Origin of the sequence: Oceanimonas doudoroffii (genome assembly GCF_002242685.1) — a bacterium.
GTDB lineage: Bacteria > Pseudomonadota > Gammaproteobacteria > Enterobacterales > Aeromonadaceae > Oceanimonas > Oceanimonas doudoroffii.
Genome location: NZ_NBIM01000001.1, coordinates 1,723,184 through 1,745,754, shown reverse-complemented (window position 1 = coordinate 1,745,754; position 22,571 = coordinate 1,723,184). Strand labels below are relative to the sequence as shown.

General features: G+C 62.6%; 21 protein-coding genes. 11 read left to right on the top strand and 10 right to left on the bottom strand.

Going from position 1 to position 22,571, the window contains the following annotated elements; genetic code table 11:
• Window positions 1-13 precede the first annotated feature (13 nt).
• Entirely contained in the window at window positions 14-1,498 is a 1,485-nt protein-coding gene (gene puuC, locus B6S08_RS08085; protein WP_094200206.1) for an aldehyde dehydrogenase PuuC, read from the top strand.
• A 12-nt stretch (window positions 1,499-1,510) separates the two neighbouring features.
• Window positions 1,511-2,788: an NAD(P)/FAD-dependent oxidoreductase gene (locus B6S08_RS08080; protein ID WP_094200205.1), complete on the top strand. Its 1,278-nt coding sequence runs from the start codon at window positions 1,511-1,513 to the stop codon at window positions 2,786-2,788.
• 140 nt (window positions 2,789-2,928) lie between these two features.
• On the opposite strand, the gene B6S08_RS08075 is transcribed toward B6S08_RS08080, so the two are convergent.
• The 4 genes from B6S08_RS08075 to B6S08_RS08060 all read right to left on the bottom strand — a co-directional run bounded on the left by B6S08_RS08075 (window position 2,929) and on the right by B6S08_RS08060 (window position 6,009).
• The gene (locus B6S08_RS08075) at window positions 2,929-3,270 is read right to left on the bottom strand and encodes a 4a-hydroxytetrahydrobiopterin dehydratase (protein WP_094200204.1); all 342 of its coding nucleotides are present in this window, start codon (window positions 3,268-3,270) and stop codon (window positions 2,929-2,931) included.
• 9 nt (window positions 3,271-3,279) lie between these two features.
• Window positions 3,280-4,074 (bottom strand): phenylalanine 4-monooxygenase, encoded by a 795-nt coding sequence (phhA, locus tag B6S08_RS08070; protein ID WP_211284206.1) that lies wholly within the window; start codon window positions 4,072-4,074, stop codon window positions 3,280-3,282.
• A 98-nt stretch (window positions 4,075-4,172) separates the two neighbouring features.
• Window positions 4,173-5,369 (bottom strand): nicotinate phosphoribosyltransferase, encoded by a 1,197-nt coding sequence (gene pncB / locus B6S08_RS08065; protein WP_094200203.1) that lies wholly within the window; start codon window positions 5,367-5,369, stop codon window positions 4,173-4,175.
• Window positions 5,362-6,009, bottom strand: a complete 648-nt coding sequence (locus tag B6S08_RS08060; protein ID WP_094200202.1) for an isochorismatase family protein — start codon at window positions 6,007-6,009, stop codon at window positions 5,362-5,364. The genes pncB and B6S08_RS08060 overlap by 8 nt, the downstream gene beginning before the upstream one ends.
• 146 nt (window positions 6,010-6,155) lie before the next feature.
• On the opposite strand from B6S08_RS08060, the gene B6S08_RS08055 reads away from it, so the two are divergent.
• Both B6S08_RS08055 and wrbA read left to right on the top strand, forming a co-directional pair.
• Window positions 6,156-6,497: a DUF2750 domain-containing protein gene (locus tag B6S08_RS08055; RefSeq protein WP_094200201.1), complete on the top strand. Its 342-nt coding sequence runs from the start codon at window positions 6,156-6,158 to the stop codon at window positions 6,495-6,497.
• A 116-nt stretch (window positions 6,498-6,613) separates the two neighbouring features.
• Window positions 6,614-7,213, top strand: coding sequence for an NAD(P)H:quinone oxidoreductase (gene wrbA, locus B6S08_RS08050; RefSeq protein WP_094200200.1), 600 nt, complete (start codon window positions 6,614-6,616; stop codon window positions 7,211-7,213).
• Window position 7,214: 1 nt separating this feature from the next.
• Here the strand turns inward: wrbA and B6S08_RS08045 are convergent, their stop codons facing one another.
• The 6 genes from B6S08_RS08045 to B6S08_RS08020 are packed head-to-tail and all read right to left on the bottom strand — an operon-like array spanning window position 7,215 to window position 12,416.
• Complete coding sequence (locus tag B6S08_RS08045; RefSeq protein WP_094200199.1) at window positions 7,215-7,868, bottom strand: HAD family hydrolase; 654 nt, start codon at window positions 7,866-7,868, stop codon at window positions 7,215-7,217.
• A complete protein-coding gene (locus B6S08_RS08040; RefSeq protein WP_094200198.1) occupies window positions 7,868-8,884 on the bottom strand; it encodes an ABC transporter ATP-binding protein in 1,017 nt (338 codons plus the stop codon). Before B6S08_RS08040 ends, B6S08_RS08045 begins: the two co-directional genes overlap by 1 nt.
• Complete coding sequence (locus B6S08_RS08035) at window positions 8,884-9,666, bottom strand: ABC transporter permease (protein ID WP_094200197.1); 783 nt, start codon at window positions 9,664-9,666, stop codon at window positions 8,884-8,886. Before B6S08_RS08035 ends, B6S08_RS08040 begins: the two co-directional genes overlap by 1 nt.
• Window positions 9,659-10,567 carry an ABC transporter permease gene (locus tag B6S08_RS08030; RefSeq protein WP_094200196.1) on the bottom strand — a complete coding sequence of 303 codons (909 nt, stop codon included), beginning with the start codon at window positions 10,565-10,567 and terminating at the stop codon, window positions 9,659-9,661. The genes B6S08_RS08035 and B6S08_RS08030 overlap by 8 nt, the downstream gene beginning before the upstream one ends.
• On the bottom strand, window positions 10,564-11,367 hold the full coding sequence (locus B6S08_RS08025) for an alkaline phosphatase family protein (protein ID WP_094200195.1): 804 nt from the start codon (window positions 11,365-11,367) through the stop codon (window positions 10,564-10,566). The genes B6S08_RS08030 and B6S08_RS08025 overlap by 4 nt, the downstream gene beginning before the upstream one ends.
• Window positions 11,368-11,369: 2 nt before the next feature.
• The gene (locus tag B6S08_RS08020; protein WP_094200194.1) at window positions 11,370-12,416 is read right to left on the bottom strand and encodes an ABC transporter substrate-binding protein; all 1,047 of its coding nucleotides are present in this window, start codon (window positions 12,414-12,416) and stop codon (window positions 11,370-11,372) included.
• Between the two features lie 200 nt (window positions 12,417-12,616).
• Here B6S08_RS08020 and B6S08_RS08015 point away from each other — a divergent pair, with 200 nt between their 5' ends.
• The 7 genes from B6S08_RS08015 (at window position 12,617) to bcsB (ending at window position 22,569) form a co-directional block, all read left to right on the top strand.
• On the top strand, window positions 12,617-13,354 hold the full coding sequence (locus B6S08_RS08015) for a UTRA domain-containing protein (protein WP_211284175.1): 738 nt from the start codon (window positions 12,617-12,619) through the stop codon (window positions 13,352-13,354).
• 146 nt (window positions 13,355-13,500) lie between these two features.
• Window positions 13,501-15,087 (top strand): BcsE family c-di-GMP-binding protein, encoded by a 1,587-nt coding sequence (locus B6S08_RS08010; RefSeq protein ID WP_094200192.1) that lies wholly within the window; start codon window positions 13,501-13,503, stop codon window positions 15,085-15,087.
• A gap of 172 nt (window positions 15,088-15,259) precedes the next feature.
• Window positions 15,260-16,846, top strand: coding sequence for a cellulose biosynthesis protein BcsG (bcsG, locus tag B6S08_RS08005; RefSeq protein WP_094200191.1), 1,587 nt, complete (start codon window positions 15,260-15,262; stop codon window positions 16,844-16,846).
• Entirely contained in the window at window positions 16,822-17,025 is a 204-nt protein-coding gene (gene bcsR / locus B6S08_RS08000) for a BcsR/BcsP family cellulose biosynthesis protein (RefSeq protein ID WP_165661339.1), read from the top strand. The genes bcsG and bcsR overlap by 25 nt, the downstream gene beginning before the upstream one ends.
• The gene (gene bcsQ / locus B6S08_RS07995; RefSeq protein ID WP_094200189.1) at window positions 17,022-17,729 is read left to right on the top strand and encodes a cellulose biosynthesis protein BcsQ; all 708 of its coding nucleotides are present in this window, start codon (window positions 17,022-17,024) and stop codon (window positions 17,727-17,729) included. The genes bcsR and bcsQ overlap by 4 nt, the downstream gene beginning before the upstream one ends.
• Window positions 17,723-20,311: a UDP-forming cellulose synthase catalytic subunit gene (gene bcsA, locus B6S08_RS07990; RefSeq protein WP_094200188.1), complete on the top strand. Its 2,589-nt coding sequence runs from the start codon at window positions 17,723-17,725 to the stop codon at window positions 20,309-20,311. Before bcsQ ends, bcsA begins: the two co-directional genes overlap by 7 nt.
• A complete protein-coding gene (gene bcsB / locus B6S08_RS07985) occupies window positions 20,308-22,569 on the top strand; it encodes a cellulose biosynthesis cyclic di-GMP-binding regulatory protein BcsB (protein WP_094200187.1) in 2,262 nt (753 codons plus the stop codon). Before bcsA ends, bcsB begins: the two co-directional genes overlap by 4 nt.
• Window positions 22,570-22,571: the final 2 nt, after the last annotated feature.

Sequence of the window (22,571 nt, the reverse complement as noted above, 5' to 3'; positions counted from 1 at the left end):
GCGGAGACACATCATGGAGTTCAGAAACAAGGCTTACTGGCAGGCCGCAGCGAACAAACTGCAACCCGAGAGCCGGCTGTTTATTGAAGGAGAATACCGCGAGGCCATGGCCGGAGAGCGCTTTGCGGTAATCAACCCCGCCACCGATACCCCCCTTGCCGAGGTAAGCCGGGCCAGGGAGGCCGACGTCAACATGGCGGTGGTGGCCGCCCGGGCCAGTTTTGAGGCCGGCGCGTGGTCGCAGACCGCCCCCGCCGAGCGCAAGGCGGTGCTGCTGAGACTGGCGGAGTTGATGGAGCGGCACGCCGAAGAGCTGGCGCTGCTGGAAACCCTGGACACCGGCAAGCCCATTCGTCACAGCCTGCGGGACGACATTCCCGGCGCCGTGCGCTGCATGCGCTGGTATGCCGAGGCGGTGGACAAGATTTACGGTGAAATAGCCCCCACCGGCCCCGATGCCCTGGCCCTGGTCAGCCGTGAGCCCATTGGTGTGGTGGCCGCGATCGTGCCCTGGAACTTTCCACTGTTGCTGACCTGCTGGAAGCTGGGACCGGCGCTGGCCGCCGGCAATTCGGTGATCTTGAAGCCGTCGGAAAAGTCGCCGCTGTCGGCTCTGCGTCTGGCCGCACTGGCCAAGGAAGCCGGCCTGCCCGATGGCGTACTCAACGTGCTGCCCGGTTTCGGCCACGAGGCGGGCAAGGCCCTGGCCCTGCATGAGGATGTGGACTGCCTGACCTTTACCGGCTCCACCGGGGTGGGACGGCTGCTGATGGAATACGCCGGCCGTTCCAACATGAAACGGGTATGGCTGGAAGCGGGCGGCAAGAGCGCCAATATCGTCTTTGCCGACTGCCCGGATCTGGCGAAAGCCGCCCGGGCCTCGGCCGCCGGCATTTTCTACAACCAGGGCCAGGTGTGTATCGCCGGCACCCGGCTGCTGGTAGAAAGCAGCATCAGGGACGCCTTTATGGCCGAGCTGAAAAAGGCCGCCGAGGCCTTCAAACCCAAGGATCCGCTGGATCCGTCTTCCACCATGGGCACCTTGATTGACAGCGATCACCACGGCAGCGTGTGCCGCTACATTGCCGAGGGCCTGGAAGAAGGCGCCGTGCTTGGCCTGGACGGCCGGGATCAGGCCGGCAACTTCATGGGACCGACCGTGCTGGAGCAGGTCAATCCGCACATGGCGGTGGCCCGGGAAGAGATCTTCGGACCGGTGCTGGCGGTGACCACCTTTGAACGGGAAGAGGATGCCGTGCAACTGGCCAACGACAGTCAGTACGGCCTGGGCGCCGGCCTGTGGACCTCGGATCTGCGTCGGGCCCACCGGCTGGCGCGCCGTCTCAAGGCCGGCTCGGTGTTTATCAACAATTACAACGACGGCGATATGACGGTGCCCTTTGGCGGCGTCAAGCAAAGCGGCAACGGCCGCGACAAGTCATTGCACGCCTTTGACAAGTTTACCGAACTCAAGACCACCTGGCTGGCACTGGATTAAGGGAGCATTTACATCATGGAACACGTCAACAGCTACTACGCGGCCACCGCCAACGAACACGCGCCCTGGCCGCAACTGACCGAAAACATACAGTGCGATGTGTGTGTGGTCGGGGGCGGCTACACCGGCCTGTCTACCGCCCTGTTTCTGACCGAGGCGGGCTTTGATGTGGTGCTGCTGGAGGCCGGCCGCATCGGTTTTGGCGCCAGCGGCCGCAACGGTGGCCAGCTGGTCAACTCCTACAGCCGTGATATCGACGTGATCGAATCCCGCTATGGCGCCGATACCGCCCGCATGCTGGGCAGCATGATGTTTGAAGGCGGCGACATTATTCGCGAACGCATTCAGCAGTACGACATTCGGTGCGACTTCAAGCCCGGCGGCATTTTCGCCGCACTGAACAGCCGGCAGTTGCATGAGCTGGAAAGTCAGAAGGGCAACTGGGAGCGCTACGGCCACGACGGCCTCGAGCTGCTGGATGCCGAGGCGGTGGCCCGGGAGATCGACTCAACGCGCTATGTGGGCGCCCTGCTGGATCACCGCGGTGGCCACATTCACCCCCTCAACCTGGCGCTGGGCGAGGCAGAAGCCATTCGCAAGCTGGGGGGGCGCATCTTTGAACAGTCGGCGGTCACCAGCCTGACATACGGCGATCCGGCCGTGGCAAAAACCGACAAGGGCAGCGTCAGCGCCAACTTCATGGTATTGGCGGGCAATGCCTACCTCGGCAACCTGGAGCCCAAGCTGTCGGCCAAGGCCATGCCCTGCGGCACTCAAATCGTCACCACCGAGCCGCTGAGCGAAGAGCAGGTCAGGCGCCTGATCCCCAACGGCTACTGTGTGGAAGACTGCAACTATCTGTTGGATTACTATCGGCTCACCGGCGACAACCGGCTGCTCTATGGTGGCGGCGTGGTCTATGGCGCCCGGGATCCGGACGACATCGACCGCCTGGTGTTACCCAAACTGCTGAAAACCTTTCCGCAGCTGGAAGGGATCAAGGTGGATTACCGCTGGACCGGCAACTTCCTGCTGACCCTGTCGCGCCTACCCCAGTTTGGCCGGCTTGAGCCCAACGTGTATTACATGCAGGGCTACAGCGGCCACGGTGTGACCTGTACCCACCTGGCGGGACGCCTGCTGTCGGAAGTGCTGAAAGGTCAGGCCGAGCGTTTTGACGCCTTTGCGCGCCTGCCGCACCTGCCGTTCTTCGGTGGCCGCCGCTTTCAGGTGCCCTTCAGCGCCATGGGCGCCGCCTACTACAGCCTACGGGATAAGTTGGGGGTGTGACCCCTATCGGGGGAGCCGGAGGCTGGAAGAGAATACGTAGGTTGGCGATGAGCGAAGCGAATCCCAACATATGAGCCGACGGCTGAAATGTTGGGACTCGTGCCTCGTCCCAACCTACCACTTCTGCGCTCCACGTTTACTCAGTTGGCCAGCAAGGTATCGGTGCGGGCCGCCATAATAAAATCATTGCGGTGCAGGCCATTGATGGCGTGGGTCCACCAGGTCACGGTGACCTTGCCCCATTCCAGCAAAATGGCCGGGTGGTGAAACTCGCTTTCGGCAAGCTCCGCCACTTTGTCGGCAAAGGCCCAGGCCTGCTTGAAGTTCTTGAATGTAAACTCTCGTTCCAGCTGCAGCACGCCGTCCCGGGCCTGAGGGGTCCAGTCGGGAATCTGCGTCATCAGTTCGGCCAGCTCGGCATCACTGACTTTGGGCGCATCGGCCCGGCAGGCCTCGCATTGTTGTTGGGCCAGTTGGGTCATGGGTTCTCCTTAAACGGCGGTTTGTTTGGGTGGAAAGGTGGGAGCAAACAGCCCCAGGGCCTGAGCCTTGCGCACCTCGGCCATGATGTCCATGTCGGCGATGGCAAAGAGATCGTTCAGGCTGTCCAGTACATAGTAGATGGGCTGCATGATATCGATACGATAGGGCGTGCGCAGCACATCCAGCATGTTAAAGGGGCGAAACTCGGGTTCGCTCGACGCAAAGGCATATTGGGTTTCGCCCGGCGATGACAGTATGCCGCCGCCATAAATGCGCCGTCCTTCGTGGGTATTGAGCAGGCCGAATTCCACGGTAAACCAGTACAGCCTGGCCAGAAAGCCACGTACCTTGGGGCTGGCCTCAAGGCCCAGCCGGCCATAGGTGTGGGTAAAGCGGGCAAAGGCCGGGTGGGTGAGCATGGCGCAGTGGCCAAACAGCTCGTGAAAGATGTCCGGCTCCTGCAGGTAGTCGAGATCTTCCCGCCGGCGAATAAAGGTGGCCACCGGAAACTGCCGGTCGGCCAGCAGCGCAAAGAAACGATCAAAGGAGATCAGCGCCGGCACTCGGGCCACGCGCCAGCCGGTGGCGGGCACCAGCACCTGGTTGATCTCCTCCAGCTGGGGAATGCGATGCCGAGGCAGGGTTAACCGTTCCAGTCCTGTAAGGTATTCGTTACAGGCGCGGTGCTGCACGCAGCCGAGCTGGCGTGCAATCAGGGTGTGCCAGACGGCGTTTTCTTCCTCCGTGTAGTGAATGGTGCCATCGGGCCCGGGCTTGCGGGCCACGTAGGTGGAGGCGTTCATCAATATGCCCTTCGTCAGCGTCATTTCGTTGCTTTTTAATCTAGAGACTCGGGCGGACGCTGAGAAGGGCGGTTCGGAAGTTGGGCTTTACGATGGTGTCAGCTTTGGTTTACGGCGGGCGTTGGCACGCCAAATACCTGCGACAGATAGGCCAGGTAGCCGGCGTCTTCACACATGGCCTTGCCCGGGCTGTCGGAGAGCTTGGCCACCGCCTGGCCGTTGCAGCGGGTCATCTTGATCACCATGCTCAGCGGGGCGGTCTCCACCACGTCGTTGGTGAGGTGGGTGCCAATGCCAAAGGCCGGTCGGCACTGGCCGGCAAAACGCAGGTACAGGTGCAGCGCCTTGTCCACGGTAAGGGAGTCGCTGTATACCAGCCGCTTGCCGAGGGGATCGATCTTCAGCCGGCGGTAATGGGCCAGGGCCTTTTCGGTCCAGACCACGGGGTCGCCGGAGTCGTGGCGCAGGCCGTCGAACAGTTTGGCGTAGTAGAGATCGAAGTCGCGCAAAAAGGCGTCCATGCCCACCACGTCGGTCAGGGCAATGCCGAGCCGGCCCCGATATTCGCCCACCCAGGCATCCAGGGCGGCTTTCTGGCTGTCGATAAGCCGGGGTCCCAGGGCCTGAAAGGCCTGCAGAAACTCGTGGGCCATGGTACCCATGGGCGGCCGGCCGATGAGGCGCGACAGCGCCAGGTTGCTGGTGCCGGAAAACTGCTCGGGCAACCCCTCGGCAAAGGCTTGCACCACTTCCTTGTGCCAGCGGCCGGAAAAGCGCCGGCGGGTGCCGAAGTCGGAAAAGCGAAAGCCTTCGGCCCCTTGGGTGCCGGCCACCTGGGCGATTTTTTGCTGCATTTTTTTCCGGGCATGCTGCCAGTCGGGGCTTGGGTAGTGATGGCGGCAAAACACCTCGCTGATAATGGCCAGCAGCGGCACTTCAAACAGGATGGTGTGCAGCCAGGGGCCGCGAATGACGAGTTCGAGCCTGCCCTCGATACACTCCAGCTGCACAAAGCGCCGATCCAGCCGGAACAGCCGCAAAAAATGAATAAAGTCGGGTTTGAGATAATCGAGGCCGGCCAGGTAGTCGAGCTCGTCATCGCTCAGTTGCAGGTTGCACAGGTGATCGATTTCCCGGCTGATGTCCTTCAGACAGGCGGAAAAGTCCACGTTCGGCGTGCGGCAGCGAAAGCGGTATTCCACCTCGGCCGCCGGGTGTTGATGCAGTACTGCCTGCATCATGGTGTATTTGTACAGATCGGTATCGAGCAGGGATTGGATTACGGGTTCAGTCATGGCCTTGCTCAAGCTCCTGGCTGTCGTGCACGAAGTGGGCGCCCAGCTGAATCATTTCGGCCATGGCGTGGCGGCTGGTGTCGTCGGCCACGCCACGAATGGCGGAGCGGTTGACCACCACGTTCATGCCGGCGGCGAGCAGCTGTTTGACGGTGTAGAATACGCAGTAATCGGTGGCCAGCCCGCCGACCAGTACGGTGTCGATATCGTTGCAGCGCAGGTATTCAATCAGCCCGGTACTCTGGCGTTCGTCCAGATCGTGAAAGCAGGCGCCGTAGGGGTGCATGTCGGGCTCCACCCCCTTCCACACAAAAAAGTCGTAGTCGGCCGGATGGGGCAAACCGTCGAGCAACTCAAACCCGCGGGTGCCGGGCACGGCATGCAGGGGCCAGCGCAGATCCATGTTGTCACCTGCTATTTTGCTAAAGGCGGGATGGGCGTCGCTGGCTACCCAGTGGGCGGCGGGGGAGTGGGCATCCTTGGAGCCCAGGCGATGGCCGGCAAAGGCGGCCTGGCGATTCAGCTCGTCGGCGATGCCGTCACCGCCTGACACCGGCAACTCATCGGGACAGACGGGGGTAAAGGTGTACTGGGCATCCACGTCCAGACTGGCTACCCTGTGTTTGGCGGGCAATTTCATGTGCCACCTCCTGTAAGTGACGGGCGGACAACGGGCACTGTGCAGCACCGTGTTTTTAATATTGTTTTGATTGAGTCTAAGGGTAATTTGGTTCAGTATCGCCCCCATTCGGGGTATTTCCCCCTCATTAGCCAAAGGTGACCATAATGAGCCAGCTCCACCAGCCAGAATACCAGCGTTTTATCGATCAGGTGAAAGCCGACAACATGATGTGGGGGCTTCGCTTCGGAGACGAATGGGTGGTGTGTGATTCCACCGAATTTCAGGATACCGAAGTGATGCCGCTGTGGTCCACCCGGGCCGAAGCCAGCGCGCAGTGTGTGGACGAGTGGGCCCAGTATGAGCCGTTTGAAATTACCCTGGCCGAATTCCTGGAAATCTGGGTGGAAGACCTGTCGGAAGACGGCGTGCGCATTGGCCCCAACTGGAATGAGGAGCTCGACGGCATCGAGCTGGACGTACTGGAAATGGTAAAAGACCTGGCCTGATCTTCCGCCGGCCTTCGCCAAAAAACGGCACTCGCAAGGGTGCCGTTTTTTTGTGCCTTTTGTCGGGTGCAACTAGAGTGTGAAAGGCGATATTCACAAGGCAAAGGAGAAGCGCAATGAGCAAGTTGCTGGTGTTGTATCACTCCATGTACGGCCATATCGAAACCATGGCCAATGCGGTGGCAAAGGGGGCGGCTGAGGTGTCCGGGGTTGAGGTCACCATCAAGCGGGTACCGGAAACCATGGATGCACAGGCGTTCAAACAGGCCGGAGGCAAGGTGGATCAGCAGGCGGAAGTGGCCAGCCCCGCCGAGCTTGCCGATTACGATGCCATCGTCATTGGCACGCCCACCCGCTTTGGCAACATGAGCGGCCAGATGCGCAATTTCTTCGATCAGACCGGTGGACTCTGGGTCAACGGTGGCCTGGTGGGTAAACTGGCCAGCGTGTTCAGCTCCACCGGTACCGGTGGCGGTCAGGAAACCACCATCACCAGCACCTGGATCACCTTGGCCCATCACGGCATGGTGATCGTGCCCATCGGCTATGGCGCCCCCGAACTGGCCGATATTTCCCAGGTGGGCGGCGGCACTCCCTACGGCGCCAGCACCATCGCCGGCGGCGACGGCTCGCGCCAGCCCGATGAACGGGAGCTGACCATCGCCCGCTATCAGGGCAAAACCGTGGCCGAGCTTTCAAAAAAGCTGTTTGGGTGAGTTACAGCGCCCAGCTAAGCCGCTGCCAGCCCCGTTCGGTGGCCAGGGCATTGAGGGTCTCGTCACCGTTGATCACCGCGGCTTCATCCACGTATTCCAGCAGCGCCAGATCGTTGAGCGAGTCGCTGTAGCCATAGCAGAAGCCGGGCTCGATGCCCTGCTCCCGCAGCCAGTGGCCCAGACGCACCACCTTGCCCTGCTGATAGCTGAACACGCCGGTGGGGCGGCCGCTGTAGCGGCCGTCTGCTATTTCGGTCTGCACGCCAATGGCATCCTGCACGCCCAGCCGTTGCGCGATGGGCCTGACCAGGTGCTCGCCGGTGGCGGAGATCACCAGGCAGTGGTGTCCCTGGTCACGGTGCCAGTTGAGCCGCTCCCGAGCCTGGGGATAGACGATGGGCATAATGCAGTCGCTGATGAAGGCTTCTACCAGGGGGGCCAGCTCCGCCGGGCGGCGACCTTCCAGCGGCGACAGGGTCAGGGTCATGTAGGCGTGCATGTCCATGGTGCCGCGATAGTAGTTCTCCATCAGCCGGCGTTCTTCCGCCAGCAATGCCTCGCTCGCCAGGCCGTGCTCTGCCAGAAAGCTTAGCCACAGGGTGGCGGAGTCGCCGGCAATCAGGGTTTCGTCGAGATCAAAAATGGCCAGGTTCATCAGGCAACCTCTTTTAGTTCATGTTGGGGCAACAGTAGCTCCACTCGAGTGCCGGCGGCCAGCAGCGAAGCCGGTCCCCGGTTAAGGGCGTCCACGTCCAGGGTGGCGTGCTCCAGGCGCATACGGTAGCGGATCACGTTGCCCAGCAGCTGGTGGTGCTCCACTTGTGCCGGCAGCGGTGCCGTCATCATTTGGCCATAGTCCCGGCCCGCCTCCCGAATGTAAATGCTCTCGGGGCGAATGGCCAGCCGGCCCTGAATATGCAAGCCGAACAGGGCCCTGGCCTGCTGCGGGTCGAGCAGGTTGTAGCTGCCCATAAAGCCCGCCACAAAGTCGTTGGCCGGGTGGGTATAGACGGTTTCGGCGGTGTCGGCCTGAACGATGCTGCCCTTGTTCATGACAAAGATACGATCCGACATGGTCAGTGCTTCTTCCTGATCGTGGGTCACGAATACCGTGGTGAGCTCAAGCTGTTGCTGAATGCGCCGAATCTGCTCGCGCAGTCGCTTGCGAATGGGCGCGTCCAGCGCCGACAGCGGCTCGTCCAGCAACAGAATGCGCGGTTGCACCACCAGCGCCCGGGCCAGGGCTACCCGCTGGCGCTGGCCGCCGGACAGCTGGCCGGGATAATGGCGTTCGCGTCCTTCCAGGCCGACCAGCGCTACCGCTTCCGCCACCCGCTGGCGTACCTCGGCATTGGCGAGTTTCTGGGTACGCAGGCCAAAGGCAATGTTGCCGGCCACGGTCAGATTGGGAAACAGGGCATAGCTCTGAAACACCATGCCAATGCCCCGCTTTTGGGGCTTGAGGTGGGTGATGTCTTCGCCGGCCACGCGAATATGGCCCCGGTCGGGGCTGGCCAGGCCGGCCAGGCTGCGCAGCAGGGTGGACTTGCCGCAGCCCGAGGGGCCAAGCAGGGTGACCAGCTCGCCCCGGCGAATATCAAAGTTAATGTCGCTGAACACATGGGTGTCGCCAAAGGACTTGGCGAGATGGGCAACTTCCAGATAAAACATCAGGCGCTCCGGGATTGCAGACGCAGCGCCACCCAGGTGGCGATGCCGATAAACAGGAAATAGGACATCACCATGGCGCTGGTGAAGTGACCGCTGGTGGTACGCTGGCTATACAGGTACACCTGCAGGGTTTCAAAACGGGTGCCCACCAGCAGGTTGGCAAACACGAACTCCCCAAACAAAAATGAGAACGCCAGAAACAGGGCGCTGAGCAGGCCGTTGCGCAGGTTGGGCAGCACCACCTGCAGAAAGGCCTGAGTGGTGCCGGCCCCCAGCAGGTGGGCGGCGTCCATCAGATCGGGCAGATTGACCGCCTCCAGATTGTTGGCCAGGGCCCGGTACATAAAGGGCAGGCTCAGGGTGAAATAACACAGCACCAGAATCCAGGGGGTGCCCACCAGCGGCAGCGGGCCGCCGGCGTACAGCTGCAACAGTCCCACCGATGACACCACAGGCGGCACCGCAAAGGGCAGCAGCACCAGCAGGTTCATCAGCCCTTTCAGTTTCGGAAAGTAGTAAAACACCACGAACAGCACCGGCAGGATCAGCACCAGGCTGAGAAACAGGGCCGCCAGGCACACCAGCAGCGAGCGGCCAAAGGCGGCCAGAAAGCGGGTGTCGGTCCATAGCGAGACATACCAGTCGGCGGTGAAGCCTTGCGGCAGAATATGGGCGCCCCAGTGTTCGGCCAGGGAATAGGCCAGGGTAATGACGATGGGGGTGGCCAGCACGGCCATCAGGGTCCACACCGTCAGGCGCGCGAACAGCGGAGATTCAGACATAACGACTCCGGGCAACAAGCCAGTGGTTGATGGCGGTTACCAGCACCAGCAGCGCCATCAGCAGCAGCGACAGGGCGGCCGCCAGCTGAGGCTCAAGGAAGATGTCTCCCGCCACCAGGCCGGCGATTTGAATGGTCACCAGGTTGTAGTTGCTGGTCATCAGGGCATAGGTGCTGGCATAGGCGCCCAGGGCATTGGCCAGCAGAATGATAAAGGTGCCGAGCAGGGCCGGGCTCAGCACCGGCAGCACCACCTTCAGCCAGTAGCGCACCGGGCCGGCGCCCAGCAGTGCGGCGGCATCGCGCCAGTCGTCGCGCACGGCATCAAAGGCCGGATACAGCAGCAGCACCGCCAGTGGCACCTGAAAATAGGTATACAGTACCAGCAGGCCGGTGCGGGAATAGAGCTGGAACTGCTCGGCCAGCCCCAATTGTTGCAGCAGCAGGGTGAGGGCGCCGTTCATGCCCAGCAGCACGATAAAGGCAAAGGCCAGGGGCACGCCGGTAAAGTTGCTGGCCATGGTGGTGAAGGCCACCACGGCGTTTTGCAGACGCCCCGGTACTTGGCGCAGGGCCGCCGTTCCCAGGGTGGCGATGGCCAGGCCTGCCAGGCTGGACCAGAACGCCAGATCCAGGCTGTTGGCAAAGGCCTGGCGATACCAGGGAGAGCTAAGGATCTCGCGAAAATTGGCCAGGCTCCAGTCGCCGGCCACCTGAAAACCATTGATTGCCACCCAGCCAATGGGGGCGAGCTGAAACAGCGCAAACACCAGGCCAAAGGGCAGCAGCAACAGCAGCGGCAGACGCCGCCGCCGGGATGAAGGGCGCGCCACCGGTGGCACCTTCAGGCCGGCGGGCGCCGCCTGCAGGCGCTGAGCCGGCCGCAGGGCATGGTCGTTCATGACAGCAACTCCTTGCACAGGGGCTTGTCGTGTTCAATGCCCAGCAGGCTGGCCACGGTGCCACACAGCTCGGTCTGGCGCGGATGGGCGTGGCGGTCGTGACTAAAGGCCGAGCCCAGCACAAACAGGGGCACTTCGCGCTCTTCCGGCAGGGTGCCGCTATGGCTGCGATCCCGGTTCATGCCGTGATCGCTGGTGATCAACAACTGGTAGCCCTGCTCCAGCCAGCGCGGCACGTAATCGGCCAGCAACAGATCAAAGCGACGGGCGCTGTTGCGATACTGGGGCGAGTCCAGGCCAAACTTGTGACCGGCGTCGTCCACGTTCATCGGGTGGATCAACAGCAGATCGGGATCCGCACGCCGGCGCAGCCACTCGGCATCGAGCAACAGGTGGCTGTCGGGATAATCGTCCTGGTGGTAGAACACGCCGTGTTGAATGGGCAGGTTGTTGTCGGCGGTAAAGCGGTCCTGTACGGCATCATAGGGCGCCCGATTATAGAGCTCGCTCACCCAGTGATAGGCCGCCGCCGCCGTGGTACGGCCGGCTCCTTGAGCCAGATGAAACAGGCTGGTTTCCCGGCTCAGTCGCACGACATTGTTGTGTACCACACCGTGATCCACCGGGCGGGTGCCGGTCAGAATGGTTTCATACAAGGGTCGCGACAGGGCCGGCAGCTCGCACTGCAACTTGTAGCCGGTGGCGCGTCCCGCCTCGGTCATGGCCAGCAGGTAGCCCAGGCTGTGCCGGGCTACCTCATGGGCCAAACCGTCAATGATGATCAGTATGACCTTGTTCATGCTTACCTCTGTTGGTGGATCAGCACCTGAGACTGCCATTGGCGCGGCAGGCGCTTGGTGCTTTGCTCCCAGGTGCCAAAGTCTTCAATGGGGCGGGCCTTGGCATACATGTCGTTGGGCAGCAGCTGGGCCTGCACGTCCTCGGGCAGGGCCACACTGGTGCGAATGGGGCGGGCATAGCCTCGGGCCAGGTTGATCTGGCCGGCATCACTGAGAATGTATTCCCGCGCCAGCTTGGCGGCATTGGGGTGCTTGGCATACTTGTTGATGATGGTGGCGTAACCGGAGATCAACGAGCCGTCTGAAGGAATCACCACGGTAAAGCGGTCGCGGTCGATCTGATCCCGGTAATTGAGGGCGTTGAAGTCCCACAGCACGGCCATTTCAATCTCGCCCTTTTCCAGGTTGGCGATATTGACATCCACCGGTGACAGTCGGCCCTGTTTGGCCAGATCCGCAAACAAGTCCAGCGCCGGGCTCAGGTCTGACTCATCGCCACCCATGGCAAAGGAGGCGGCCAGAATGGCGCTGTTGGCCTGGGCCGCCACGCCCACATCACCCACGGTAACCTGATAGTCGCCGTCGCGCAGGTCTGCCCAGGAGGTGGGTACCTTGTTTACCAGCTCGTTATTGACGATAAAGGCGATGGTGCCGGTGTAGCCCAGCATCCAGTGGCCGTCCTTATCCTTGGCCCACTCGGGAATGTCGTCCCAGGTGGTCGGTTTGTAGGCCTGGGTCACGCCCTGCTGTACGGCGATGGGAGCAAAGGCGGCGCCCACGTCACCGATATCGGCGGTGGCGTCTTCCTTTTCGGCGGCGAACTTGGCGATTTCCTGGGCCGAGCTCATGTCGGTGTCCTGGTGCTTGAGGCCATATTGGTCACCCAGATCCCGCCAGGTGTCCTTCCAGTTGGCCCAGCTGTCGGGCATGCCGACGCTGTAGACCTGGCCTTCGGCCCGGGCTTTGCTTTCCAGTTCGCTGAGGTCGGCGGCCTGGGCAAGGGTGCCCAAACCCAGGGTAATCAGACTTGCGGTGAACAGCTGTTTCATGAGTGTCTTATCCTCTGGACTAGGTCAGGTTCGAGACTCATGCTAGGCAGGCTTGATGACAGTAATGAGTCAGTCATGCGACACTTGCATGGCAGTTTTGCGGTGTTTTGCTGAAGATGTCGGCTAATATTGTCATGTTAGTGTCACTTTTCTCGATCATGCTTGAGCTCATTCGTCTCTGGAACAGTCCAGGCATTTTCTTGAACACGACCACCCTGATCATCGATACCCTGCGTCGGCAGATCGCCGGCGGCTGCCTGGCTCCCGGCCACAAGTTGCCCGCCGAGCGGGAGCTGGCCGTGCTGTTTGACACCACCCGCATTACCGTCAAGGACGCCCTCTCCATGCTGGAAGCCGAAGGGCTTATCTACCGGGAAGAGCGGCGCGGCTGGTTTGTGTCACGCCCGCGGTTGATATACAACCCGGCCACCCGCTCCCATTTTCACGAGCTGGTGCACAGCCAGCAGCGTACCGCCGAGACTCGAGTACTGGCCTGCGAGGCGGTAGTAGCCCCCGGCGAGCTGGCGGCGGAAATGGGGCTGGCACCGCTCAGCCGGCTGATCCGCATCTGCCGGGCCCGGCGCATTGACGAGCGTACCGTGCTCTATGTGGAGCATTTTCTGCGGCCCGAGTTGTTTCCGGGCATCGAACAGCAGGATCTGAGTCGATCACTGACCGAGCTTTACCGACGGAAATACGGTCTGGAATATGGCCGCTCGCGCTTTGATATTTGCCCCACGGCGGCGCGAGGAGAAGCGGCTGGGGTGCTCAATCTGGCCCAGGGCAGCCCGGTGCTGGCGGTAAGCCGCATCAATTACGATCAGTTTGATCGAGTGATCGATTGCGATCGCGAAGTCTGGCGCCATGACGCCGTGCGCATTCGCGTGGAAAGCCGGGGGGAGCCACGTACTATCCTGCCGAGCACGGCTTGCCCATAACGCTCGTCGGGCAGGAGATGCGGTGTCGATGAAAGGGCGTGCAGGACGGGGACGAAAGGCGTAATATTCACCGCCCGTTTTTTACCCTCTTGTATACCCGCCGGCATGAATGACGGCAATCAAGGTGTAATGGCGATTGGACGCGTATGGATTTGAGGCCTAAAATTAGGCTTCGAACGTGTCCATCTTTTTATACTTTCAGCGTCATTATTGAGGCGAATTCACACGTTATGCTGTCACTTGCCCTAGCTGTTGAACACTTGCCCCGAGAGGCCGCCCTGATGAGCGAGCCGGGCTTGCACTGGCTGTCACTGACCAGGCGGGACGACATGCTGTTGCTGGCCGCCGGCCTGCTGGCGGCCTCGCCGGCGAGCCAGAGCACCACCTTGGTGTGTGCCGGTGACGAGCAGGAAGAACTGCTGGCCATGATTCCCGATGCGGCCGGCCCCGACGAAATGTCGCTTTTCTCCCTGGCGCCGGGCCGGCGTGGCGCCGATCTGAAATGGCTGATCAACGAGCTGGGGCGCAGTGGCGTCAGGTCCGGCGTGCTGATGCTGGTGCTGCCGGCGACTCGAGTCACATTAGCCGAATCCCGAAGGCGGGCGTGGGCGTTGTCGTTGCAGGACTGGGCCTGCCGGCGTGGGCTCGTCATGCTGGTGCTGTGTCATGGCCAGGAGCAGGTACTGCCGACCTCCCTGGCCGGACGGGTGAACGGTCTGTTACGGTTGGAACGTAATGACGGCGGCATTCTGTTGCGGGTGGATGGCTGGCGCAATGCCCTCGGGTTGCTGGCCGGGGTCGATTACGACCTCATGCTTGACGCCGGCCGCTTTGCGGTGCGGCCGTCCAGTGTGGCTCTGCATGAATCTGCCCAGGATGAGGGGGGCACTCTGATTCAGCGTTCGGCCCTGGAGCACATGCCGGCCCCGGCGGCGGACTGGCGCGTGCTGGGTCCCGACGAGGATTTCTGGCAGCTGGCCACCACGGCGGGAGAAGGCACCCTGGTGATCGCCATTACCAGCAATGAGGAAGTGCCCGTCCTGGCGCGGCGCATTCACGCCCTGCGCCGTTTTCGCGGGCCCGGCTTCAGGCTGGCGATACGCAAGCTGCGTCCCTGCGTTCGGGATGCGGAACAGGAACTGCTGTTGCAGTGTGGCGCCAACCTGGTGATCCCTTATGGATTGTCTCATGCCCAGTTTCTGTCGTTGCTGCGCTGCCTGCCGGGGCAACGCTGGCAGCGCAGCCTTGTCGGCAACATAGAGCAATTGCTGCAGCGCTTTCAGCCCCCGTCCGCCTGCGGGCTGCTTAGCCCCAGTGAGTTTTTTCATCATGCCGACGGCGTGTTTCGGGCCGGCAGTGGCGAAATGAGCCATCAATTGCTGGCCTTGCCCCTGCGTCTGGGGCTGGATGCCTCATTGTGTCTGAGTCAGCTCAGCCTGCGCCGTCAGGGGGATCTGGCCTGTCTGCTGGACGATTGCTGCTACCTGTTTTTGTTCGCCTGTCCGGACGAGGCCAGGGAGGCGGCCCTGGCCAATGTCTTTCGTCTGCCCTGGCCTGAGTTGTTTCGCGAATGTCGCTCCCTTCCCGATACGGAAGTGCTGCCCAGGCAGCGCTTTGAGCAGGAGCGGCAGCCGCCGGAGCTGGAGCACGAGCCCCCGTCGAGGCCGGCTGTCGCCGCCAAACAGCGCCATTTTGGCCGGCGTCCGGTACACCTTAACCTCAGGGGGCAGTAAATGTATTCTGATCTGTGGTTACTGGTGCTGGTGAATTCATTGTTGGCGCTGCTTCTGTGGTGGACGTTGTCGCGTTGCGGGCGCGGGCTGTTTGCCTTGCTGCGGCGGTGCCGGCCCAATCGTTATCTCAGGCACAGGGGCGTGCGACGAGTGAAGAAAAGGGAGACCGGTCATGAGTGATACCGAGGCTCGGGCCGTGCCGGCATGGCGTGGCCTGGGGCACTGGAATCTGTATTTTATGGGCAAGTTGCTGCTGCTGTGGCTGGGTTATCTGAATCTGCAGCCGGTGCCCAATCTGGCGCTGGCGGCCTTTTTATTGCTGCCGCTGCCGGGAGCGTGGCTCCGTCTCCTGCGACTGCTGCTGGCCCTGCCCTTGGCACTGGCACTGTTCTATCAGGACAGCTGGCTGCCTCCCTTTGCCCGTTTGCTGGCCCAGCCCGGTGTGACCGATTTCACCTGGGCCTATCTACTGGAGCTGGCGGGCCGCTTTATCAACTGGCAACTGTGTGGCCTGTTGCTGGCCATGGTGGTGGCCTATGTCTATCTTCAGGCCTGGGTTCGCTTTACCACTCTGACCCTGGCCGGCCTGGCCTGGCTGGCGTTGCAAGCCATGACGGGCGTAGCGCCGAGCATACCGATGGCGCCGGCCGTAACGGCAACCTCCGTCGATGCGCCGGTGCGCACTCAGGATGAAAAGCTGCAGCACTTTTACCGTACCCAGCAGCGGTTGCAGGTGGATTTTCCGGCCTCGGCGGGCACGCCGGCCCCCTTTGATCTCTTGCTGCTTAATATCTGCTCCCTTGGCTGGGACGATCTCGACGCCGTGGGCCTGAGAGACCACCCCCTGCTTGCGCGCATGGATGTGATTTTTGATCGTTTCAATACCGCCACCTCCTACAGCGGCCCGGCGGCCATTCGCCTGTTGCGGGCCGGCTGTGGACAGGGGAGCCATCAGAGCCTGTTTGAGCCGGCGCCACAGCAGTGCATGCTGATGGACAACCTGCGCAGCCTGGGTTTTGGCACCGATCTGGCCCTGAACCACAATGGCCGCTTTGACGATTTCCTCGGGGAGGCACAGCGTCAGGGTGGGCTGGCACAGCCCGTGGTGGAGCAACAGGGAATGTCACGCTACCTGATTGGCTTTGACGGTGCGCCCATTCGGCGGGATGGAGAAGTGCTTGGCCGCTGGTGGCAGCAACGCCTGCAACGGGACGGGCAGGCCAGGGTGTTGTACTACAACTCCACCACGCTGCATGACGGCAACCGCCGGATCCTGGCGGATGGCGGCACTCAGCCGGCGAGTTACCGGGAGCGAGTACAGGCACTGTTTGGTGATATTGAGCAGTTTTTTGAGCGCCTGGAGCGTAGCGGACGACCCGTAATGGTGGTGCTGGTGCCGGAGCACGGGGCCAACCTGCGCGGTGATCGCATGCAGATTTCGGGCATGCGCGAGCTGCCAGTTCCCGCCATTACCCATGTACCGGTGGGCGTGAAGCTGTTCGGCATGGGTGATAATGCCGCCGGTCCGTTGCGCGTGGAACAGGACAGCAGTTACCTGGCGCTGGCCGAGCTGGTGGCCCGGCTTTATCGGCAACGGGTGACCGAGGGGGGGCAGGTAGACCTGCCCAGGCTGCTTGCAAATCTGCCCGCCACCCCCTGGGTGGCGGAGAACGCCGGCAGCGTGGTGGTGCGGGAGCGGGACGCAACCTACATTCGGCTCAAGGAGGACGGCGATTGGCTACCCTACGCGGCAAAGTAAAGGCAGTGGAGAGATCGGCGGACGATACCCTTTATCTGCGCCGCCAGCTCGGTCAGTGGCAGCACCGGGATATTGCCGAGCAGCAGCGCCTTGATCAGGCCCTGCAGCGTTGGCCGTTGCTGGCCGAGCTTGCTTCAGCCGAGGCGGAAGTACAGCAACAGGAGGAGGCTGGCCTATGACCCTGCTTCGGCTGAATGGCATTCGTGGCGGCGTGGGGGTGACTTCGGTGCTGGCGGCCCTGGCGCAGGCATTGCACCGGCTCGGCCAACGGGTACTGCTGGTGGACCTGTCTCCCAACAATATGCTCGGGCTGCATTTCGAGTTGCCCTTTGCCCATGTCGATGGCTGGGCGCGGGGGGAGAACTGGCGGGAAAAAGCCCTGGAGCTGCAGCCGGGTCTGTGTCTGCTGCCTTATGGCAGGCTGGTCCGTGAAGAGCAGGAGCGCCTCGAGCTGTGGTTCAGGAATCGGCCCGGTGAATGGAACCGGCGCCTGTCGGGGCTTCGGGATGAGTTTGACTGGGTATTGTTTGACGCCCCTCAGGCGTTGCCCGGGCACGCCGAAAGCCTGGAGCCCGATCTGGATGTGCGGCTGATCCGCCCCGACATGGGCTGCCAGGTGCTGCTGCATCAGCAGCCCGAGCCGGAGTGGCTGTTGATCAACGGCCACGATCCCGCCAGCCGGTTACAGCAGGATTTGCTGTTGCTGTGGCGCCGGCAGTTTGCCGGTCGTTTGCTGCCGCTGGCGCTGCACCAGGACGAGACCATGGCCGAAGCGCTGGCCCACAAGCTTCCCCTGGGCACCTATGCCCCCCTGAGTGAAACCGCCGATCGCATTCACAGCCTGGCGGTGTGGTGCATGGGCAAACGGAGCCAGACATGCTGAGCCCGGCCCGTGCCTATGCCGCCCTGCGCCGGCGCGGATCCAGTCGGGTCACCGCCCTGTGGCTGACCGGCTGGCAGCTGTTGGCCTGGCTGCTCCTGCGCCTGGAGCAGCCGGCGTGGCGGTACCTGCTTAATGCGCGAGGGCTGGCACACCTTGAGCACAGGGCGCCCCGTCCGGGGGATCCGCTGCGCTACCTGATTCAGGGCGGTTGGCTGTTGCTGGTCAGGCCCAGGCCCGAGCGGGGCGTCAGCATACGGACGTGGCTGCGAAAAGGCCTGGCCTGGCTGCGACGGCGGCGGGAACAACAGCAACGCTGGTTGCGCAGCCGGCTGTTTCGTTCCCTGGCGGGCTCGGTGAGCGCGCCCAGGGCGGTGAGAAGCCGGGCCTGGTGGCGGGAGCGGGGGCGCAGCAAGCGCCGCCTGACCATTTGGGTCATTCTTGGGCTGGCCTTGATGCTGGCCCTGCTGGGCGTGACCCAGCCCTTTGATTACACTGCCCAGCTGCTGTTCGTGGTGGTGCTGTGGTCGCTGGCCATGGTGGTGCGCCGTCTGCCCGGGCGTTTTCCCACCCTGCTGATGATAGTGCTGTCGGTACTTATTTCTTGTCGCTACCTGTGGTGGCGTTACAGTTCGACCCTGAACTGGAATGATGGTCTGGATCTGGCCCTTGGCCTGACCCTGTTGCTGGCGGAGACTTACTCCTGGCTTATCCTGCTGCTGGGTTATGTCCAAACCTGCTGGCCGCTCAAGCGCCCGCCCGCCCCCCTGCCCGCAGATACGCGGCTGTGGCCATCGGTGGATCTCATGATTCCCACCTACAATGAACCACTGTCTGTGGTGCGTACTACCGTATATGCCGCCCTGGGTATCGACTGGCCGGCCGACAAACTCAATATCTACATACTGGATGACGGCAGGCGCATGGACTTTCGCCGCTTTGCCGAAGAGGCCGGCGTGGGTTATATCGCCCGTACCGACAATCGTCATGCCAAGGCCGGCAATCTCAACCACGCCCTGAAACAGACCAGTGGTGAACTGGTGGCCATTTTCGACTGTGACCATGTGCCGGTGCGTTCTTTTCTGCAACTGACCGCCGGCGGCTTCTTGCAGGACCCCAGGCTGGCGCTGGTGCAGACGCCCCATCACTTCTTTTCGCCGGATCCGGTGGAGCGTAACCTGGGGCTGTTTCGGCGCTCGCCCAACGAGGGCGAATTGTTCTACGGCCTGGTGCAGGACGGCAATGATATGTGGAATGCCACCTTCTTCTGCGGCTCCTGTGCCCTGCTGCGGCGCAGTGCTCTGGAAGAGATCGGCGGCATTGCCGTGGAAACGGTGACCGAAGATGCACATACCGCCCTGCGCCTGCACCGGCGGGGGTGGAATTCGGCCTATATGCGGATTCCCCAGGCGGCGGGGCTGGCCACCGAGAGCCTGTCGGCCCATGTGGGCCAGCGCATTCGCTGGGCCCGGGGCATGGCACAGATATTTCGTATCGATAATCCCCTGCTGGGCAAGGGGCTGACCCTGTTTCAGCGGTTGTGTTACGCCAACGCCATGCTGCACTTTCTGGCCGGCGTGCCCCGGCTGGTGTTTTTGCTGGCGCCCCTGGCCTTTCTGCTGCTGCATGCCTACATCATCTATGCGCCGGCCATTCTGTTGCTGCTCTATGTGCTGCCGCACATGATGCATTCCAGCCTGACGGCGGCGCGTATGCAGGGACGCTATCGCCGTACCTTCTGGGGCGAGGTGTATGAAACCGTACTGGCCTGGTACATCGCCCGGCCCACCATGGTGGCCCTGTTGGCACCTTCCAAGGGGGCATTCAACGTGACCGCCAAGGGCGGCTTGATGGAGCAGGCCCAGTTCGACTGGCGCATTGCCCGGCCCTACCTGGTACTGGCATTGCTGAACCTGGCCGGCCTGGGATTGGGGGTATGGCGCTTTATTTACGGTCCCGCTGCCGAGCAGGGCACCGTGGTGGTGACCAGTCTATGGGTGCTGTACAACCTGCTCATTATCGGGGCCGCCGTGGCCATCGCCGCCGAAACTCGCCAGGTACGGCAAAGCCCCAGAGTCAGGATGCGTTTGCCGGCCACCTTGCGCCTGCCCGGCGGGCACCTGTATTCCGGGGTGCTGCTGGATTATTCCGATGGCGGGGTGGCCATTCGCGTGCCCGGTGTGGCGGCGCTGACGACGGGCAGCGAAGTGTCCCTGCTGCTGCGACGGGGCGAGCGGGAACACGTGTTTCCCGGCGTGGTCAGCCGCTCCCATGATCATGTGCTGGGCATTCATTTTGCCCGGTTGAGCCGGGAGCAGCGTATCGATTTCGTGCAGTGCACCTTTGCCCGGGCCGACGCCTGGCTGGACTGGCTTGAGCCACGACGGGAGCGTCCCCTGCAGAGCCTGCTGGAGGTGTTTGCCGTCGGTGGCCGGGGCTATGCCCGGCTGTGGCGCTTTTTGCCCCGCCGGCTGCGTTTTGCATGCGAGCCCCTGCTGGCGCTGTTGCGCTGGCTTGGTTCCTTTTTACCGCGCTGGCCTCAGGCCAGAACCGATTCAGAACAACGAGAGTGGACAGCCTTATGAGCCGATTGCCGAGCCTGTTGATAACCAGCCTTGCCATGTTGTTGGCAAGCTCTGCCCTGGCCCAGGTGCCGTCCGATGCCGAGCGCGTGTCCACCTGGACGCAGAACCACGGCTTCGATCAGCTGGCCCAGAACCGGGATATGCTGTTGCGGGGCGTCAAGAACACGCAACAGATCACCTTTGGCCTGCGGCGGGATCGGCTGGCCAGGGACGCGGCATTGCAGTTGGCCTATACGCCGTCTCCGGCACTGCTGCCGACGCTGTCGCACCTGCGGGTGTACTTGAATGAGGTACTGATGGACACCCTGGTCATCGAGCCGGGCGAGCCGGGCCGGTTGGTCGAAAAGCGTGTTCGTCTGGATCCTCGCCTGATCACCGACTTCAATCAGGTGCGTATCGAGTTTGTGGGCCACTACCAGGATATCTGTGAAGATCCCGCCCACAGCGCCCTCTGGCTCAACCTGGCCAAAAACAGCCGGGTGGAGCTGACTGAGCAGGCTCTGGCCCTGAGCAATGACCTGTCTCACTTTCCGCTGCCCTTTTTTGACCGCAATGACAACCAGCCACTGCAACTGGACATGGTACTGGCCCGGGAGCCTGGCCCCGCCGAGCTGCAGGCCGCGGGCGTACTGGCGTCCTATTTCGGCAGCCTGGCGGGCTGGCGCAGTGCCGGGTTTGAGGTGAGCTACGACAGCTTGCCGGCGGTGGGCCGAGGGCAGCCCCCCGGCCGTATTCTGGTGCTGGCGACCAATGAACGCAGGCCCGCCTTTATGCGTGACAACCGCCGCTTTCCCCCGGTCAAGGGGGCCGAAGTGCGGCTGATGGGTCATCCGGACGATTCCCTCACCAAGCTGCTGCTGGTGCAGGGAGAAGACGACGAACAGCTCGGCCGGGCAGTGCGGGCCCTGGCGTTGGGCGGCAAGCTGCTGCGGGGCGAGCGGGCGGTAATAGAAGAGGTGCAGCCGCTGGCGCCGCGTCAGCCCTATGATGCCCCCAACTGGACCCCCACCGACAGGCCGGTGCGGTTTGCCGAGCTGGTGGAATACCCCGGCCAGCTGCGTGCCAGCGGGCTGATTCCCGAACCCGTTGAGCTGACGGTTCGCCTGCCGCCGGACCTGTTCGTCTGGCAGAACGAGGGCATTCCGCTGCAAACCCGTTACCGCTATACCACGCCGTCGGCCGAGGATGACTCTCGACTCAATATCAGCCTCAATGGCGAGTTTATCGGCAGCCTGCCTCTGAACGGGGAACAGGGTAGCCAGCTGGAGCGGTTGCGTCTGGCGGTGACCGCCAATGAAACCACCAATGCCCATGATCGGCTGATGGTGCCATCGATAAAAATCGGCGCCCGCAATGTCATTCGCTACGACTTCAATTTCGCCACCACCTTTGGCAGTGCCCAGCCCGAGCGCTGCCAGACCACCCTGGTGGTGGACAGCCAGGCGGTGATTGACGAGAACTCCAGCATCGATTTCTCCGGCTATTACCATTTCAAGGCCATGCCGGATTTGTCGGCCTTTGTGCACAGCGGCTTTCCGTTCAGCCGAATGGCGGACTTGTCCGACACCATGGTACTGATGCCGGAGGCGCCCTCGCCCCTACTTACCGGGCTGATGCTGGACACCCTGGCCCGAATTTCGGCCCATACCGGTTACCCGGCCATGGCACTGCAAGTCACCCACAAGGCGGCCGAAGTGCGTGACCGTGATGCAGACTGGCTGGTCTTTGGTCAGCTGCCGGCCGGCATGGAGCAGGCGCCCAGTGCCAACCTGGAACCTTCGGCGGGCTGGCTGTTGCAGGCCGCCAACGCCACACCGGTACAGGCCGCTACCCCGCAGCGGCTGAACCAGGACAGCTTTGCCGCCGAGGCTCGAGTGACGGTGTCGGCGGCCGGTCCGTTGGCGGCCCTGGTTGGCATGGAATCTCCCTATGTCGCCGGACGCAGCCTGGTGGCATTGCTGGGCAATGGTGACCAGGACTATGAATTGTTGCGTCAGGCCCTGCACGATGAAGCACGGTTGGGCGATGTCTTTGGCTCACTTGCGCTGGTGCGGGAAAGCGGGGTGCACAGCCAGCTGGTGGGGGAACAGTATTTTGTCGGCTATCTGCCTTGGTGGCTGAAACTCTGGTACCTGCTGTCGCCGCACCCGGTGTGGCTGGCGCTATTGTCGGCGCTGGGTGCCCTGCTGCTGGCGGTATTGCTATGGCGCAGCCTGCGCTGGCTGGCGCATCGGCGTGAACTGGGCGACGAGGACTGAGT